General features: G+C 38.0%; 17 protein-coding genes and 1 riboswitch. Of the genes, 3 read left to right on the forward strand and 14 right to left on the reverse strand.

Annotated elements, in window-relative coordinates; all coding sequences use genetic code 11:
• Positions 1 to 40 precede the first annotated feature (40 nt).
• From tenA to E1I69_RS17255, 13 genes are all read right to left on the reverse strand, one after another.
• Positions 41 to 703: a thiaminase II gene (gene tenA / locus E1I69_RS17190; protein WP_136380794.1), complete on the reverse strand. Its 663-nt coding sequence runs from the start codon at positions 701 to 703 to the stop codon at positions 41 to 43.
• A 100-nt stretch (positions 704 to 803) separates the two neighbouring features.
• Positions 804 to 973, reverse strand: a riboswitch (TPP riboswitch).
• 82 nt (positions 974 to 1,055) lie between these two features.
• On the reverse strand, positions 1,056 to 1,364 hold the full coding sequence (locus tag E1I69_RS17195; RefSeq protein ID WP_136380795.1) for a YbjQ family protein: 309 nt from the start codon (positions 1,362 to 1,364) through the stop codon (positions 1,056 to 1,058).
• Positions 1,345 to 1,554 carry a hypothetical protein gene (locus E1I69_RS17200; protein WP_242634626.1) on the reverse strand — a complete coding sequence of 70 codons (210 nt, stop codon included), beginning with the start codon at positions 1,552 to 1,554 and terminating at the stop codon, positions 1,345 to 1,347. The genes E1I69_RS17195 and E1I69_RS17200 overlap by 20 nt, the downstream gene beginning before the upstream one ends.
• 196 nt (positions 1,555 to 1,750) lie before the next feature.
• Positions 1,751 to 2,101 (reverse strand): YxlC family protein, encoded by a 351-nt coding sequence (locus tag E1I69_RS17210; protein ID WP_136380797.1) that lies wholly within the window; start codon positions 2,099 to 2,101, stop codon positions 1,751 to 1,753.
• Entirely contained in the window at positions 2,055 to 2,618 is a 564-nt protein-coding gene (sigY, locus tag E1I69_RS17215; RefSeq protein WP_136380798.1) for an RNA polymerase sigma factor SigY, read from the reverse strand. Before sigY ends, E1I69_RS17210 begins: the two co-directional genes overlap by 47 nt.
• 169 nt (positions 2,619 to 2,787) lie before the next feature.
• Positions 2,788 to 4,323 (reverse strand): flotillin family protein, encoded by a 1,536-nt coding sequence (locus E1I69_RS17220; RefSeq protein WP_136380799.1) that lies wholly within the window; start codon positions 4,321 to 4,323, stop codon positions 2,788 to 2,790.
• A complete protein-coding gene (locus tag E1I69_RS17225; RefSeq protein ID WP_136380800.1) occupies positions 4,320 to 4,865 on the reverse strand; it encodes a hypothetical protein in 546 nt (181 codons plus the stop codon). The genes E1I69_RS17220 and E1I69_RS17225 overlap by 4 nt, the downstream gene beginning before the upstream one ends.
• A gap of 237 nt (positions 4,866 to 5,102) precedes the next feature.
• On the reverse strand, positions 5,103 to 7,145 hold the full coding sequence (locus tag E1I69_RS17230) for a transglycosylase domain-containing protein (protein WP_136380801.1): 2,043 nt from the start codon (positions 7,143 to 7,145) through the stop codon (positions 5,103 to 5,105).
• A 254-nt stretch (positions 7,146 to 7,399) separates the two neighbouring features.
• On the reverse strand, positions 7,400 to 8,836 hold the full coding sequence (gene hpaB, locus E1I69_RS17235) for a 4-hydroxyphenylacetate 3-monooxygenase, oxygenase component (RefSeq protein WP_136380802.1): 1,437 nt from the start codon (positions 8,834 to 8,836) through the stop codon (positions 7,400 to 7,402).
• Positions 8,837 to 8,976: 140 nt separating this feature from the next.
• Entirely contained in the window at positions 8,977 to 9,654 is a 678-nt protein-coding gene (locus E1I69_RS17240; protein WP_136380803.1) for a TenA family transcriptional regulator, read from the reverse strand.
• 12 nt (positions 9,655 to 9,666) lie between these two features.
• Positions 9,667 to 10,686, reverse strand: a complete 1,020-nt coding sequence (locus E1I69_RS17245) for a GNAT family N-acetyltransferase (protein WP_136380804.1) — start codon at positions 10,684 to 10,686, stop codon at positions 9,667 to 9,669.
• A complete protein-coding gene (locus E1I69_RS17250; protein ID WP_136380805.1) occupies positions 10,683 to 11,756 on the reverse strand; it encodes a DUF3419 family protein in 1,074 nt (357 codons plus the stop codon). The genes E1I69_RS17245 and E1I69_RS17250 overlap by 4 nt, the downstream gene beginning before the upstream one ends.
• On the reverse strand, positions 11,749 to 12,495 hold the full coding sequence (locus tag E1I69_RS17255) for a hypothetical protein (RefSeq protein WP_161974926.1): 747 nt from the start codon (positions 12,493 to 12,495) through the stop codon (positions 11,749 to 11,751). The genes E1I69_RS17250 and E1I69_RS17255 overlap by 8 nt, the downstream gene beginning before the upstream one ends.
• A gap of 290 nt (positions 12,496 to 12,785) precedes the next feature.
• Here E1I69_RS17255 and E1I69_RS17260 point away from each other — a divergent pair, with 290 nt between their 5' ends.
• From E1I69_RS17260 to E1I69_RS17270, 3 genes are all read left to right on the forward strand, one after another.
• Positions 12,786 to 13,406 carry a DUF47 domain-containing protein gene (locus tag E1I69_RS17260; RefSeq protein ID WP_136380807.1) on the forward strand — a complete coding sequence of 207 codons (621 nt, stop codon included), beginning with the start codon at positions 12,786 to 12,788 and terminating at the stop codon, positions 13,404 to 13,406.
• A 176-nt stretch (positions 13,407 to 13,582) separates the two neighbouring features.
• Positions 13,583 to 14,581: an inorganic phosphate transporter gene (locus tag E1I69_RS17265; RefSeq protein WP_136380808.1), complete on the forward strand. Its 999-nt coding sequence runs from the start codon at positions 13,583 to 13,585 to the stop codon at positions 14,579 to 14,581.
• Positions 14,582 to 14,656: 75 nt separating this feature from the next.
• A complete protein-coding gene (locus E1I69_RS17270; RefSeq protein ID WP_136380809.1) occupies positions 14,657 to 15,718 on the forward strand; it encodes a hypothetical protein in 1,062 nt (353 codons plus the stop codon).
• Positions 15,719 to 16,502: 784 nt separating this feature from the next.
• Here E1I69_RS17270 and E1I69_RS17280 read toward each other — a convergent pair.
• Positions 16,503 to 17,669 carry an IS256 family transposase gene (locus tag E1I69_RS17280; protein WP_136380811.1) on the reverse strand — a complete coding sequence of 389 codons (1,167 nt, stop codon included), beginning with the start codon at positions 17,667 to 17,669 and terminating at the stop codon, positions 16,503 to 16,505.
• Between the last annotated feature and the right edge of the window lie 485 nt (positions 17,670 to 18,154).

Below are 18,154 nucleotides of genomic sequence, written 5' to 3' on the forward strand. Positions count from 1 at the left end.
AAAAAACTCCCTTCTTCATCTTTCATACTGACAATTTAGTTTAAACTGGCCAGTTCTCCAATCGGTATGCCATTTCCCAAAAGGAAAACTCATACTGGCTGCTTATCATAAATTGTTCTTTCATCCGGTTGCGATCAGCTTGTGTGACTCTTTTTGCTATTTCATTGATTCTATCAATCTGTTCTTCAACTAGTTCTTTGAACCAATCTCCACCATAAGCCGCAATCCATTCTTGGTAGATTGGTTCCTCTGGTTTGTAATCTATAAGTCTTTCCCCAATCTCATAATATAACCAGTAACACGGCAACAAAGCAGCGATTATATCACCTAAATGACCAGTATAAGCAGCCCTATACAAGTGTGAAGTGTACGCATAAGCTGTGGGAGCAGGTTTAAAGTTGTTTCTATCTTCCTCTGTAATCCCAAGTCTTTCCGAGAAACTTTTATGCAATGCAAGCTCAGCTTCATATGTTCCTTGAGCATGAATCGCTAGCCGGTTCGTCGTATGTAAATCCTCTGCCTTTGCTGCACCTATTGCCTGCACTTTTGCAAATTGAGTTAAATAATAAGCATCCTGCAAGACATAGTAGCGGAAGCACTCGATGGGTAATGTACCCTCTCCAATCCCTTTGACAAAAGGATGATGAAAGCTTGCCTCCCAAATCTGGTTTGCCTCTTTACGAATTTCTTCTGAAAATAACATTTTGTTTTTTCCTCCCTATTATGTTTATTTGCAAAATAAAAAACCACCTTCTCTACGCAACGTAAAGAAAGTGGTTTGGATTAGACCAATAAACATAAAGAGACCCGTCTCCCCACTTCCCTACGCTGGTATAAACCAGATCAGGTTCTAAGGGTCTTAAGGTCATGAACAACAAGTTCAAATCCTCAATCTCAGCCTTACAGTAAAAGATTCTCAGGTACAAGCCCCTCCATACAATTACCTTTATTAAAGGCACCCCTAGTGGAATTACAATCATTTATACAATTTTTATATGTTCAATCATAACATGATAGAAAAATATATCAAGACATTATTAGGGATTCATCATTATTCAACATACAGCCGTACCATACGCAATAATCTCGGATGCATTTTGCATGACAGATGAAGTTTGTAGACGCAGCCCGATAACTGCATTTGCTCCTTTTGCCTTCGCATCATCTACCATTCGACCAATTGCTTTTTGACGTGCTTCTTCCAGCATTTCCGTGTAATCGGAAATTTCTCCACCAACAATTGTTTTCAACCCTGCCATAATATCTTTACCGATATGCTTAGACTGAACCGTACCCCCTCTTACAAATCCCTTTAGTTCTTTCACTTCTTTCCCTGGTACAAACTCAGTAGTCACGATAATCATTCTCGTCATCCTCCTCTTTCTCACGTTTTCGTTCCCATACTAATAAAGCAAATAATAAAACAATGGCAACCATATAAAATGCATAAAACGTCAGTGCCTTTGAAATATCAATAAACAAAAATACAATTCCTACGATTTGTCCAATAACGGCTATCAACAATACAATATATTTCGCAATATTCCCCATCATTCCCTACCTGCTTTGTGTCGATAAATTTTTCTTGCAAAAATAAGATAAAAAACGATTGGCATGGGAGTTTGAATTAATCCCCAAATTCCCCAAAACCAATAATTATGCCCCCGCTTCCTTGCATCTAAAAACAACCAAAAACTTTGAATGAGGAGGATGATGACGATAAATATCCATAATATGATGTCACTTGTTTTCATGTATGCATCACCCGTTTTCGATATCGATAGAAGCTATAGACTGGAAAGCTAATTGTAGCGATACCTTGAATAAGAATGTAGGCAAGTGGCAATTGGAAAAATGCTGTGATTAATGCCGTCATCATAAATAATGCGATTAAGATAAAAGCGATTAGATCTCGTCTGAATTTTTTCTTTTGTTTTTGTTGTTCAATTGCGACCATTTGTTCAAATACTTGTAAATCAGGAGTGAAAACCGAATAATGTTGATCTAATTTAGTAAGTGCTTCATTGACTTCTTGAATCGTTTCTAGGTCTTCTTCATGTCGTAGTTCGTTCTTTAGTAGGACTAGCTTGTTTTTCTTCATTGGGTCTCAACTCCTTTCTTACTGTTTGAATTCCGTTATGTATTCTTGATTTAACAGTTCCGATGGCAATATGAAGGATCTCCGCTATTTCTTCATACGAATAGCCATAGTAATGTTTGAGAACAATTGGAATCCGAATTTCATCCGAAAGCCTGCCTAGCGCGTTCAGAACATCATTCCAATCTTCTGACTGGTTATCAAATTGCCACTTCATTTTTCGCAATGCTTGTTCCTGTTGCTGATAGGTATGCTCGCGTTTCTTTTTTCGGAGATCATCAATGTATAAGTTCGTTGCAATTGTGATGAGCCATGAGGAGAATTTTGCTTTACCATTATACATTTTGATCTTTTCCATACTTTTCATCATTGCTTCCTGTGCCAGGTCTTCGGCAATATCAGGCTTCATTGTAACTTTTATTAAATATTTTACTAAAAAAGGATAATGCTCCTTAAAAAGCATTGCAAACGCGAGTGAATCACCACGCTTTGCACTGCGAATTAGTTCCTTTTCATCCATGCAATAAATCTCCCCCAAGAAGATTTGGTTATCTTTATTTATCGTTAATAATACGAATAAGGTTAGTAAAAAGTTCACTTTATCAATAAAAATTTTAACAATTATTTTTTCTAGTTTACCCAATAAAAGAAGCCAGAACCTTAGCTAGGTTTGGCTTCTCCTTACTCAATTATTCGTTATCTGTTGGTGCCGTTTTTCTTGATTGAGCTAATTCATCGGTTAAATTGTCGATGCTGTTTCTGACATTCCCTTTTCCTGACAGGTTTTCGATGATTTCTTTTACATCGATACCAGAGGATGCCTTCAATGATTCCTGAAGGGTGGACATTAAGTTTGTGGCATAGCCGGTTACCTTGTTGGCACCACTATTTTCGCCATTGCTACCAGTATCCACGACAGTAATTTTATCAATATTTGATAATGGTGCAGCCACTTCTTTTGCATATTGTGGAAGCATTTTAATCACCATATCGAGGATGGCCGCTTTTCCATACTGTTCGAATGCTTCTGCAATTTTTTGTTTGGCTTCCGCTTCGGCAAGACCTTTTAGGCGGATAATATCAGCTTCAGATTCCCCTTGTGCACGCTGGGCTTCTGCCTTTGCAAGACCATCGATGCGGATCTTCTCAGCTTCCGCTTTTGCCATTGCTTCGATTCGATATTTATTTGCATCCGCTTCAGCCAATTGCTTCGCTTTTTCTGCCTCAGCCGCTTGAACAACTGAATAACGGTCAGCATCCGCCTTCTTCTTAACCTCTGAATCATATTGCTTTTCACGACGTAAAATTTCTTTTTCTTCGAGCTCAATTTGCTTCTGTCTTTCAATGATCTGAATTTGCATTTGCTGCTCGGTAACTTCTTGTTTGGCTCTCGCCTCTTCTAAGTGGTAGGCTTGGTCAGCACGCGCTTTCGCAATGTCTTGTTCTCTACGGAATTCAGCAATTTTCAGCTGGTTGATCTTTTCTGCTTCCGCAACCTCGGTAGCACGCTCTAACTCAGACTTCTGCGCTTCCTTTTCGGCTTCAGCGCGTTTAATTCTTGTTTCTTTTTCAGCCTCTGCCGTTGCAATATCAGCATCGCGCTTTACTTGAGCAATTCTTGGTTTACCTAGAGAATCAAGGTACCCATTCTTATCTCGGACATCCTTGATTGTGAACGACACAATCATCAGACCCATTTTTGCTAAATCCTGTGATGCTACCCTTTGTACTTCTTGCGAGAACTTATCACGATTTTTATAGATTTCTTCAACCGTCATTGAACCAAGGATTGAACGAAGGTGACCCTCTAATACTTCTCTTGCTTCATTTTCTCTGTCTTCTTTACGTTTTCCTAAAAACTGTTCAGCAGCTGTAGCAATTTCTGAAATAGAACCGCCGATTTTAATAATCGCCGTACCATCTGCCATAACAGGTACACCTTGTTCTGTATATACTTCTGGTGTTTGAACATCTAATTTACTCGATAAGAGACTTAACGGTTCAGCCTGTTGGAAGACTGGAAGTACGAAAGTACCGCCACCACGAACAATTTTGATGCGGTTTCCTGCCTCATCCACATGAACATTTTTTCCACCTAAATAACTTCCTGTTACAATTAGGGCTTCATCAGGTCCAGCTGTTTTGTACTTTGAAACAAATACCCCAATAAGTGCAAGTAGTAAAAATGCGACAATGCCAATGACAATCCAAATTCCTGTTGTCATAGTTCATTTCCCCCTTTTAACTTCATATTTTGGTAAGGTAAGACATATACAACGCCTTCCTTACTATCTATAATAAGAACCTTTTCATCAAAGGAAATAGGTTCATTATTAAAGCTTTTTGCCGATTTAGCGATGGTTCCACTGACTCCTTCTATAAGTACTTCGCCAAAGCCATCCACTGGGATTGAGGTGATGACCTTACCAATTCGTCCTTTCAAATCCTCTTCTCTGTAGACCATCGATTCTTCTGCAGAAGACAATGGGATCAATACAAAGACATTCAATAATGTAACTAAAATAAGTGCTAATACGAGTGAAATAACAAAAATTAAGAAACTATGAAAGGAAAGCAGTATTTCAAAGATGTAACCAGATGCGCTTAATAATGTGAGGAATGAAAAAATAAGTGTCGGGCTCAAAAAACTGTCTGGAAAGACCCCCTCTAAAAAGTCACCAAATAGAATAAACGTGAGGGTACCGATTCCACTAATGACTAGGCCGATTAGATAGATGGTTTGAATATCATATCCAAATAGTTCCATAGCTTCACCTCCAAAATTCAAGAATACTTTTGTAATTTTCTTTACATTCTCATTTACGAACCATGTTGATAAAAGGTTTCATTTTTTTATGAATTTTTTTCAAATCTTTGTAAAAAAATGTCGCATACAAATTATCCCTAATCTTACAATACTCTACAAAAGTTCCTAAATAATTATTTTTTATAGGATTTAAACTAATAAAAAAGCAAGCCCCCTTTAGGTAACTTGCTTGATTTTTTAATCTTTATCTTTGTCTTTCTTTTTTTCATGCTTTTTCCGTTTCTTCTCCTCTTCTTTCAACTTTTTTTCTTCAGCCTTGTTCTTCTTTTTTTCCTCTTTCCACTGATCGTTTTTCTTTTCCTTCCCGTTATTTCCCTTCCACTCGCTCTCCTTCTTCTGAACTGGAGGCTGATAGGCTGGAAGATTGAAAGAACTTGGTGGTACATTGCTTAATGACTGCTGAATGATTTCTTTAAATATCGCGGCTGCCGTAGCACTTGAATTGGTTAAGTAATGATTCTTATCGGTCTTGTCATATCCAAGCCACACTGCACCAACGAGCTCTGGCGTGTATCCGACCATCCAAATGTCCTTTACACCATTAATACCTTCGAAAGGTAACTGGGTAGAACCAGTCTTTCCTGCCACTTCTCTTCCTTCTATTTGTGCATGACGCCCAGACCCGTTTTCAACGACACCCTTCAGCATAAATGTCATTCGCTTGGCAACTTCAGGGGTGGTAATTTGTACAGGCTCTTCCTTCCACTCGGCAATGATTTCACCATTGGCATCGACAATTTTGGAAATGGCATGTGCTTTCGTCTTTTTCCCTTCATTCGGAAAAGTTGTAAAGGCTTCGGCCATGTGAAGGGGAGCGACCCCTTCATCGAGTCCGCCAAGAGCCAAAGTTAAATTATGATCCTTTTCAGTAATCGGAAGTCCAAACTCTTTTACAGAATCAATACCTGTTTTTAGTCCAATTTTATTTAAAAGCCATACCGCTGGAACATTATCTGAGTCCCTAACCGCATCGTACATGGTCACACTGCCTTTAAATTTCCCGGAAACATTTGATGGCTGATAGCCGTTGAAACTCATTGGTTTATCCGGTAATACATCATAAATGCTGTAGCCATGTTCAAGCGCTGGCGTATATACGGCAAGTGGTTTAATAGGTGAACCTGGTTGCCTTCTTAATTGGGTTGCGTGATTGAAACCTCGAAACACATGCTCACCGCGCCCACCCACTAATGCGCTGATACCGCCCGTCTTCGGATCTACTAATATAGCACCACTTTGAAGCAATTGATCCTCTGAGCTAGCAGGAAATAAGCTGTCATTTTTATAGACATTTTCTATGGATGTCTGCATGTGAGGATCAAGCTCAGTATAGATCTCTAAGCCCCCTGACATGACTTCATTTTGGGTAAGTCCATATTTTTCAATCGCTTCTTCGATAATATGATCGATATAATATGGATACTTTCCTTCATATGGGTCAAGCTGGCGTCCCTTAAACACCATCTCTTGCGCTTTTGCTTCCTTGACTTGATTGGAGGTAAGGTATCCCTGGTCCTCCATTAATGAAAGGACAAGATCTCTTCTGTCTAAAGATTTTTCTTGATCAATTAAGGGATTCATCTTAGAAGGCGATTTGATTAAACCGGCAAGAATCGCTCCTTCACTCACTGTTAAATCCTTAACCTCTTTACCAAAATAAGTTCTTGCGGCGTTTTTTATTCCCCATGCCCCTTCACCGAAGTAAATTTGATTTAAATACATTTCCATGATTTTCTCTTTTGAAAAAGTACGTTCAATTTTTTGGGCAAGGAAGAATTCTTCTATTTTTCGCTTCAATGTTTGTTCATGAGTTAAAAATACATTCTTCGTTAATTGCTGGGTAATCGTACTTCCACCTTCGACGATCTCACCCGCTTTTAAATTCCGGAAAAGTGCACGAATTATCCCGACATAATCAACACCAGGATGTTTGTAAAATCTCCGGTCTTCCGTGGCGATCACAGCATGAATCACATGTGATGGAATGGTTTCATATCTAACACCTTCAATTTTAGGTCCGGGTACCTTACTTGCGATCTCGCCATTTTTGTCATAAATAATAGTCGGTTCCGGTAATGGATTATTTAAAGCACTAACATCCCGAGAATTGATATACATGTTGAGTCCAATAGCAACGAATAGAATAAAAAGCAGACCTACAAGTAGGGTGATTTTTACTCTTCCCACCTCAGACAACGTCTTGATGAAATTTTTTCCCATTCAAATGCCCTCCAAAAAAGAAATGCGCAAGCGCCTTGATCAGCCCCGACAAGCATAAGAAAATCCGGCGAGAAGGATGCCTTTTATCCTTCTTGACGGATTGGCTTATGACCTCGAGGGGCTAGGCGCTGGAGCTAGACACGAAAAATATATTAAAAATAGCGCTACATATATTAATACGAACAGGAAAAATTTTTATGTGCATACAAACGGAATATATTTCACCGATGGTGGAGAGCAAGATCTTTGTCGAATTAGTTTTTTAAGAATTCATTGATTCGGGTTGTTAGTTCGGTTCTGTCATAGGTGCGGTATAGATTACTTGCAAGACGAATTGGGTCACCGAAGAAAAAGCGCTCGTAAAGGGTTTGTCTAGAACCGAATGCACTGATGCAAAAATCCCATGCAAGTCTGAAAAGTTTTACTCGATCAAATGCATTCGCGTTAGCAGCCTGTAAATATTGATCAAGATTAGCCCTTCTCTCACTTGCAAAGTCTTTTTCGGTTGGAATGGAAACTAGGCCACTTGCACCTAATAGCTGTAAAATCTCAGTAAAACGCGGGTATAGACGAGGGAATAAATTAATTGCACTGTATAGAGGGTTAATTGCAGGGGCCATTGTACCCCATTTATCTATTTTCGCTTGACATTCCGATGTTAACAATAATGCTTTCATCGTCTCTAGCCCAATGATAATTTCACTGATTTTTGCTTGAACGTGCTGATATCCACCAATGTCAATTGTATCAACCAAAGCTTGAGCAACCCCTAGCAGGCTTTCCGTTTTTACAACCTGTCTAGAAATTACCTGATGTAGGACCAATGGAAAAAAGCTTGTTTCCGCATACATTTTATTGGCACAATCAATACATCCATTCATAAAGATTCGTTCCCGTGGGACATGAACATGATTGAAAACAATGATTGTATCCATTTCTTCAAACCTTGAGCTAAGTGGATGATCAAAGGTTGAGTCGCGATAGGCAAATGATTCTCTGCAATGAAAAGTCAATCCTTTCGTGTTACTCGGAATCGAAAAAGCAAAAGCATAGTCCTCATTAAATAAATGACCACCTGAGGGAAATACGATTAATTCATCTGTAATGCCGCCTTGTGTAGCTAGCAATCTTGCACCATGTATAACAATCCCATCTTCTTTTTTATCAATAACCTTGGCTGCTATAATATTATCGTCGTCATCCGTATGGAAAAGAGAACGGTTTGTTTGTGGATTTATAAAAGTGTGGGTAAATGAATAATCCTTCTCACACGCTTCTTCATAAAACCTGCGGAGATTTTTCACAAACTCCGGATTATTAGATGAAAATAAATCTGCAGCAGCACTAATAGCCATTAAGGACGTATTCATATAATCAGGAGATCGTCCCATCATCCCAAGTGTGCTTTTTGCCCAAGTTTGAATCATCAGACGTCTTTTTTCTAAATCTTCTTTCGTCTTTGGTTCTAAATAGGAAGTTCCAATTTGGTTACCTGTTTTAGAAGAGGTAAAAGTCATGATGTCTTGGATTGATGGATCACATTGCAGGTCGTAGAGCTTTGCCTGACTCTCCATGACTCCACGAAAAGCAGGATGTTCAGAAATCTTTCCCTTCACCTTCTCCCCATCAATCCATATATCAGACTGAAGTTGATTAATTCTATCAATATACTCTTTACCGGATATCGCCATATTTTCCAACACCTCCACAGGTTACTAACCTAAAATATGCTCAGTCCTATCGTCATGTGAGACCATTTTCAACAGTAAATTGTGGAAGTTTGGGGCATCGGATAAATTGGCAAATATGCACTGCATTGAAATACAGCGGATTAGTGAACGTTTTCTAAGATGTCTGTGTACATTCGAGAATGGTAGTACATACCAAATTGTAAACCACGTTCAATCATTTGCTTTTGGTCTCCTTCATAATTTAATGCAACGACTTCATAAATTTCGTTCGCATGCTGAACATCAAGCACCTCATGGTCAGTGAAATGAATAAGCGATTTGTTTTCACTTCCATAGTTACTTTTTGCAATTTGACCAACCAAAGGAGACACTCTAGCAACAATTTCTTCAATCACACCTAGTGCCGCAAGTCCTTCTAAATAGTGGTAATGTAGACATAGGTCAGTCAATCCGCGATTATAGGCAATGACCGGTATGCTTGGTTCGCTCTCCATTATTTCTTTCTCTGAAACACCAATCCCTTTTAAAAACTCCTTATATGTCTCGCTATGCACATATTTTTCATTCATTTTTCCATGCTCTTCAAATAAATTTTCAACCAATGGCATTCTCATCCGGTAATCTGACATATTTGTTAAAATAGCGGATAAAAAACGTGGAAAATAAAGTACAACGTGATAGATTTGAAGGGCCATTTCCTTTCGTTGTTCTTCAGAGAATTCCCCGTTGTTTAAAGCCACAAACAACGGATGTTGTTCAATTTTCTTTTCTTGAAACATTCGATCTGTCACTTTCTTTAACTCTACAAATTTCTCCATGATCAAATCCCCCTAAATAAGTGTTAATTCATGAAAATCCATTGAAAGGTTCGCTGGAATATCTCCGTACGCAAACGTGGTTGATGAAAGTTTTATATAAAATGGATTGTTTCTAAAATATTGGGCTTCCTCGCTTGACACTCCAAAGAACAAATAGCTGTATTTTTGCTTAAACTTGTTTTGGATATAAGAGATAAATTCCTTTTGATAGTCTTGTCGCTTTTCTTTCGCAGCGAAAAATGCTAGATACCCCTGTCGAAATGCCTCATCTTGATTTGGTAGGGGTGGACAATTTGCGGTCCTACAAAACAAATTCACGATTCTAAACGAAAAAGGAAGTTTACTAGAAAGCCTAAGCTTCCGTGCATTGGATTGGTCGACGAGCTTGCAAATGGCTAGGCACTCCTCGTTATCATCTTTTATCCCTAAAAAGACACCATTGTTTTTTAAAAACATTTGTTTTCCACACGGAGCAAAGGATTGTGTCCTCGCCAACTTTTTATAAATCCCCCATGCTTCTTCCCCATCAACTTCGCTTATAGCAAGCCCGGCATTTCGATATTTTAAAAACATTGGAACGCCAATATGAATGGTTCTACCCATTTCAGCTCCACCTGGAAGGAGTCCATCTCCTTTTGTCATCGATGCTTTGTTTGTGTTGCTATCAAGAACAGTAGAGAACATCCATTTCACGGTTCCTTCGTTTTGATAATAGGACAATAAATATTCAGCTAAACGATAAAAAGCAAAGGTTCGGTGGTAGTCTGGATGAATTCTTAGGTCATTGATGTAATACACATTTTGACATTTTTGATTGAGTACCCGCATTTGTTCACTCACCGCAACACAACCGATTAACTTTTTTTCCCGAAACAATCCAAAATGTCTTGTCACCCCAAATTCCTCTGATAAGCTAAAAAAGTGAGGAGACCGGTCCACATAGAAAAGATCGCCTCCCGTATTTGTCTCTTTTGACAACTGAAGTAATTGATGGTGATAGGATTCATCTAACTTTCTAAATTCATAAGTCATACAATCTGCCCCACTGTGATTTTCTGATACAACATCGAACGTTCTACTCCTTCAAAACGCTTTGACAGTTCCTCATCACAATTAAATCGCTTCGTAAAAGTTTCAGGCAATGGACCCGAACTGAGCATATTTCGGAACAGTACGGTTGCTGTAGCTGATTTCGCCTGTAAAATTCCATCGCAAATTAATTCCCTTCCCTTTCCATCCGCCCAATCAAATACATTAGACAAATAAAATGCATCAATGGATTCTTCCTTACTTAAAAGTTCTTGGATACTTACAGGATGTATGGCGAGTTTATCCGTATTTCTTTTTGCAGTCTCATATCCTTCCTCAGTTAAATAAAACGGAACACCTTCTTCTTCCTCATACAGATAGGAAGAAAACAAAATCTGAGATAAAAAGTAATTATTATGAATGGGCTTTGTTTTCACTTCTTTTTCAAACTGACTCAAAAAGAATTCAGCAAAATCATGTTCACTTGCATTGGCAAACATAAAGCTCGGAAAGAATTGGAGGTGTGTTGTTTTACTTAATAATATCTTTGCAGCGGTTCTCCATTCAGATGTAGTCAAGTATGTTTCATAAAACGCATGCTGTTCCCCAAGATTTTTTGCAGAAAATAACTTCTTCCAAACGGATTCATCATAGATATTCCGACAAATATTTTCCCCTATGAATCTATAAAAGCGTTCATTCACACCACAATGATTGATTCCTTTTTCAATATCTTGAGAATGCTGCTGCCAATATTCCCTAGCATAATCAGGTAAATCATTAGCTATTGCTTCATACATTTGAACACGATTTTGACACGAGTCTTCTCCAATAAAAGTGAGAAACTCCTTCAACGAAAAATACTTTATGGCAGCTTTTTTGAGCTCAATTAACGCACATTGCGCTGGATTCATATCAACACAAAGAACTTGATCAACCGAATCATTTAGGATGGAAAATGCCGTACATCCTCCTGACCCAATCACTAGTATTTTCCTCGGCTTTTCTGTTTTTGAAATCTCTCTTTCTAGTACACTATCTTCTCTAATTTGCGAAAAAAAAAGTCTAGACACTACTTACAATACCTCCTTCAAATAAAGCGAGTATTTCTTTTTTTCCTTCCTTCCAATTGACCATCCGATTTATTCCACGTTCTAGTTGAAGTTTAAAATCATGACGTGCATTTGTTTCAGATGGCGCGTATGAATACAAAACAATATTCATTCCATGTGAAAAAACGATTTTTCTTGAATGAAGCCACTTCTCAATTGTTGAATGTGTAGGCTGATATTGATAAAGGGATTCCTTGGAATGAGTGGTCAGCCTTTCAACATCGAGGTTATGAATATGAGAAAGCTTTTTGGCATAAAGTCGAACATTATTCTTGATCTCTTTCGGAACCTGAGCATCTTGAAATTTTGGATAAGCATAATCCTCAAATAATGCTTTAAAAAGGAATAACACCTCCGGATTCTCAATTTCAGCAAGGAGGTGAATCTTCCGACCTTGATTCTCATCCATTATCATTTGTAGATAAGTCAAAAATAGGTCCAGAAAACAACTTAATCTCGAAAATAAGGGTCCAAAGTATATAAACTTTTCATCACTCTGTTCAAAGGTTTGAACCAATTGAAAGGCAAAAAGCTTCTGATTACGTCTTAAGCATATAACCTGATCGTATATCCCAAATCTCGACAGAAGGTATTCTTCCCCCACTTTACTCACATGATTTGAAAGCGATATCATTTCTTCTTTCTGTTTTATAAGTAAATCCTTTGTATCGATCCTTTCCATAATGAATGCTTGTGCCACACAACTTCACCAACCAATTCCAAGTGTGTAAAATTACACTTTTATATTTAGTGTAATTTTACACTATTATAGATTAATTTCAAGTATATTTCCTTAATTTTCTATAGATAATAAGATAATCGTGTCTGTTATTGTATCTGTTAAATACATTTGTGTTTTCCAGAGAAACACCTTGTAAATCTTTTATTACATTTTTGTAAAGTTTGTAAACTTTTTATTGTAAATTCGACAAAATAGGATAAAAATATTCTTTGTGTGCATATCAATCTCATTATTGGAGGAACAATATCATGTTTGGAAACAAGAAAAAAGATGTATTCTTTGACTCACTTACATCCATCTCGGCTAATGTTAAGGAAGCCGCGGATTATTTTGTACAGTTTAAAATTAAAAATGTAAGTGATCTTAAAGAGTTTTCGATTGAAATGAAAACTTATGAAAAAAAAGGCGATGATGTCATTCACGGATTAATTACGGAACTCAATAAATCATTCATTACTCCGATTGAGCGTGAGGATATTCTTCAGTTAGCAATGAAAATGGATGATGTGTTAGACGGAATGGAGCAATGTGCAGCTCGTTTTGAAATGTATTCATTAACAGATACGGACGAATATATGACTTCTTATGCTGATTTCATTCATAAAAGCACAATTGAAATTTATCATGCAATCGAACTTCTTTCGAATAAGAAACTATTAGATATGCGTAAACACGCCATTAAAATTAATGACTATGAATCACAATGTGATGAAATCTTACGAGTTTCAATCAAGCAGCTTTTCCAAACGGAAAAAGACCCAATTAAGATAATCCAGGTAAAGGAGATTTATGAGATTCTTGAAGGCATTTCGGACTTCTGTGAGGATGTTGCGGATACGCTAGAAACCATCATTATGAGAAATGCATAAAGATGATGTTCAAAAAGTCGTTTAAAAATGACACATCGAATTTCTGTGTTGGCTTGCTTTTGCGTTCCTCACGTATTAACTGCATACGCTCCGGTACTCAAAGCTTCACCGCCTTGAAATTCTTGGTCCTTTTCATCCTCCTTTTTGAACACATATTATAAAGGAGAATCTTATTAATGGATAGCTTACTTTTACTCACAATATTAATTGTTTTCTTTGCATTAGCGTTTGACTTTATTAATGGATTCCATGATACAGCTAATGCCATTGCTACAAGTGTATCAACGAAGGCACTTCCACCAAAAATAGCGATCGTCATGGCGGCATCAATGAACTTTATTGGTGCTATTACCTTTACAGGTGTGGCCAAAACCATCACGAAAGATATTGTCGACCCGTTTGCCATTGAAAATGGATCAATTGTCATTCTTGCAGCACTACTTTCGGCAATTGCATGGAATTTAATTACTTGGTATTTCGGGATTCCAAGTAGTTCATCACATGCGTTAATTGGTTCAATTGCAGGTGCAGCCATTTCTGCTGCAGGTTTTGGAATTTTAAACTACAATGGATTTATAAAAATACTAGAAGCACTCATTCTTTCACCGTTTCTTGCATTAGGTATTGGTTTTCTAATGATGAGTCTATTTAAAGTCCTTTTTCGAAATTCGAGTCTTTATAAAACCAATAAAGGGTTTCGAACCTTTCAAATTTTTACAGCCGCCCTTCAATCCTTTACCCATGGGACAAATGACGCTCAAAAGGCGATGGGGATTATCACGATGGCATTGATTGCGGGGGAATTTACAACCTCAACTGACATTCCATTATGGGTAAGAATTGCCGCAGCGACGGCAATGGGGATTGGTACATCGATTGGTGGCTGGAAAATAATTAAAACCGTTGGCGGAAAAATTATGAAAATCCGTCCAATCAATGGAGCGGCAGCGGATTTATCTTCTGCCCTGATTATTTTTGGCGCAACGTATATTCATTTACCAGTTAGTACAACCCATGTCATTTCATCTGCGATTATGGGTGTTGGTTCAGCTCAACGTGTAAAAGGAGTGAAATGGGGAGTAGCCCGAAAAATTGTCCTGACATGGATTATTACACTACCCATTTCAGCAGCTTTAGCAGCCCTTATTTACCAAATTATTAACTTATTTTTTTAAAAGGTGGCTATTGCCATCTTTTTCTATTTGTTATAATTAATTTGTAAGCAAATGATGTTGGGAGGCAAGCCTACGGTGCATTCACTAAAAAAGAACAGGTCCATTTATATTTTTCTAATCCTTGCTCTTTTAGTCCTTGGTTCAAACTACACGATAATGGTCATTCAGCCTTTCGAGCCTGTAACGGATACATTGATACTCGCATCCTTGTTTGATTTGACAATTGTGTTACCGCTGTTTTTTTATTTGTTTGTTGTTCGAAACCGTCTTTCTACCATTACGCTTCTCCCGGTTGTGATTGCTGGCTTTTGGTTCGCCTATTTCATTGTTCCCCATCATGATTTAGTTATCTTTGACAATGCTAAATACGGAATATTTGCACTTGAAGGTCTCTTTATTGCGATTGAGCTGTTTCTTGCAGCAATTTTATTACGTAAGATTCCTGCATTATACAAAAATTATAAAAAGCAAAAAGAAATCGAATTTTATTACCCTTCTACATTGCGTATGGCAATGAACACCACGTTTGGACACAGAAAATTAATCGATATTCTCGTATATGACTTTTCAATCCTCTATTATGGCTTCTTTTCCTGGAAGAAAAAATGGGATGACAAAAAAAATATTCATTCATTTACGATCCACACCAATTCAGGTTATTTTAGTCTGTTTATCATGCTTGTCCATGCGATGGTAATAGAGGTAATTGCGGTTCACTTTTTAATTGCACATTTCTGGAGTCCAACTATTGCATGGATATTTACCGCACTCGATTTATACGCGTTGCTTTGGATTATTGCAGATTATCAAGCTGTTCGTCTTTCACCACTTGTCATCAATGATGGTAAGCTTTTTTCCCAAGTTGGAATTAGACGTGAAATAGTGGTAGATTTAAAATCGATTAAATCTATTCAACCAACCAGTACGGGTAAAAAGGAAAGAGCCCGAGAAAAAAATAGCTTTGCCATTACATTACCAAACCTATTTGAAGAGGAGCCACAATTCGAAATCGAATTAATAGAACCAGCTTTTGCCAACCTCCCTTTTGGAATAAAGAAGGAAATGACGAAACTATATGTAACGGTTGATGACAAAGAAGCATTTTTACAGGTTATTAGTAGCTATCTTAAAAGATAAAGACCGACCATGAATAAGCAACTGGTTCCGATTCAGGGCGCAAAACAGTCGATCACAATAACGTTTTTATTGTGATTTCACACACGAATTCACGCTTTACTTTTATTGTTATAGTAACGTTTAATGCAGTTTATATTAAAAAGTAATTAAAACTCACATCCGTTTTTTGGAGATGTGACAATACTTGTTGTACAGTGCGAATGTGCTTGTGAAAATAGGTGTGATATTGTCTGTGAATTGCTTTTCGGTCCAAAGTTGAAGATGCAACAGCATGTTTGCTGAGTGAAGTAAATTCTAATATAAAGGAGTTACTCGACTTCGGACACAACCGCGATGTTTTGGCTTTCCCTTGTCTGAAGATGCCTCGACTTCAGACACAACCGCGATGTTTCGGCTTTCCTTTGTCCGAAGATGCCTCGACTTCGGACACAACCGCGATGTTTTGGCTTTCCCTTGTCCGAAGATGCCTCGACTTCGGACATAACCGCGATGTTTTGGCTTTCCCTTGTCTGAAGATACCTCGACTTCAGACATAACCGCGATGATTTTGTGTCAAGTCCTTAAAGTTGTGTAAAAGTGTCAACAATGGTTCTCATCTAATTTATAATTTTGTATAGTGGACTATAATTATTTCGAATTTACATTGAGAGGCGGGCATGATAGCCTGGAGGGCAAGCCAGGTGTTGTTAAACTCCTGGCTTCCTGGCTTTATTTCATGCCCGCTGGAGGCTCAATGTCAATTCGAAATTAGGCATTTCCACCTTATTCAGCAAGTCATTATATCCTATTTATCCCTAATGGTTTTTTTCATTCCCTGATCCTCATTTATTTGCATAAGGACAGCTCCAATCATTCTAAAGGCGGATTGAGTATTTGGAAATATCCGGATAACTTGTTCTCTTCTTCTAACCTCTAGATTTAAGCGTTCCAGTGAATTTGTGCTGCGGATATATTGTTGAAACTTAACTGGTTCATTTAGATATTGAATCGCATCTTCGAAGCCATCCTCTAAAACTCGAATGGCTTTTTCAAGCTTCTGATTTTCTCCAAAATGTTCTATAAACTCATCTTTGAACTTTCTGGCATCTTCTACACTAACTGCTTTAAAAATTCTCTTTAAACCTAGTTTTACTTCATCTATTCCTTTTTTAGGTAAAACATTAAAGATGTTTCGCTTGAGATGGACGGTACAACGTTGCCAAACAGTTCCAACAAAGACTTCTTTTAAAGCCTTTTTTAAGCCAGGATGGGCATCAGTAATAAATAACTTTGGTGATTGTACTCCCCGGGACTGTAAGTGATGTAAAAATGCTTTCCAAGCATCATAGCTTTCAATGTGATCTACCCTTATCCCTAGAACTTCTCTACGATTATCCTCTGTTATAGCAGTAGCAATGTAAACTGCTTTTGGTACAACACGATTATGCTCACGAACCTTTATATACATAGCATCCGCAAAAATATAGGGATAGTATGTTGTATTCAATGGCCGATTTGCCCAAGCTTGAACAACCGGATCGAGTTTTTCCGTAAGAGAAGAGACAAAAGACTTTGAAACACTCTCACCACAAAGTTGTTGGACAATATTTTTTACTTTTCGAGTTGAAACACCGTTTACAACCATTTCGAGCATCGATAGAACAAATGCCTGATCATAACGTGCATATTTTTCAAACAAGGAAGGTGAAAATCCCCCGTTGCGAGTACGAGGAACCCTCAGATTTATCCTACCAATACTCATAATGAGCTCGCGCTCATAGAATCCATTACGAGAATCAATTCGGTCAGTAGAACGTTCATAAGCTCCTACCTGTAGGTAATCATCACGTTCTTTCTCCATCACAGAATTTAATACAAGGACAATTGAAGCTTTGATAACAGCGTCAATATCAGAATTCATTACAGATTCTTTTAAAAGGTCAAGATTTAGGTTAAACTGAATTTGAGTCATATTTAATTCCTCCACAAGGTTTTTTCGTAGCTGATAACCATTGTGACCAATTGGAATTGATTTGACTCCTTTTCTTTTTACACAATTATATGGACTTAATCTGATTTTGCTTTCCCTTGTCATAAGATGCCTCGACTTCGGACATAACCGCGATGTTTTGGCTTTCCCTTGTCTGAAGATGCCTCGACTTCAGACACAACCGCGATGTTTTGGCTTTCCCTTGTCTGAAGATGCCTCGACTTCAGACACAACCGCGATGTTTTGGCTTTCCCTTGTCTGAAGATGCCTCGACTTCAGACACAACCGCGATGTTTCGGCTTTCCTTTGTCCGAAGATGCCTTGACTTTAGACACAACCGCGATGTTTTGGCTTTCCCTTGTCAGAAGATGCCTCGACTTCAGACACAACCGCGATGTTTCGGCTTTCCTTTGTCCGAAGATGCCTCGACTTCGGACACAACCGCGATGTTTTGGCTTTCCCTTGTC

Origin of the sequence: Bacillus timonensis (assembly GCF_004799755.1) — a bacterium.
Classification (GTDB): Bacteria; Bacillota; Bacilli; order Bacillales; family Bacillaceae_L; genus Ferdinandcohnia; species Ferdinandcohnia timonensis_A.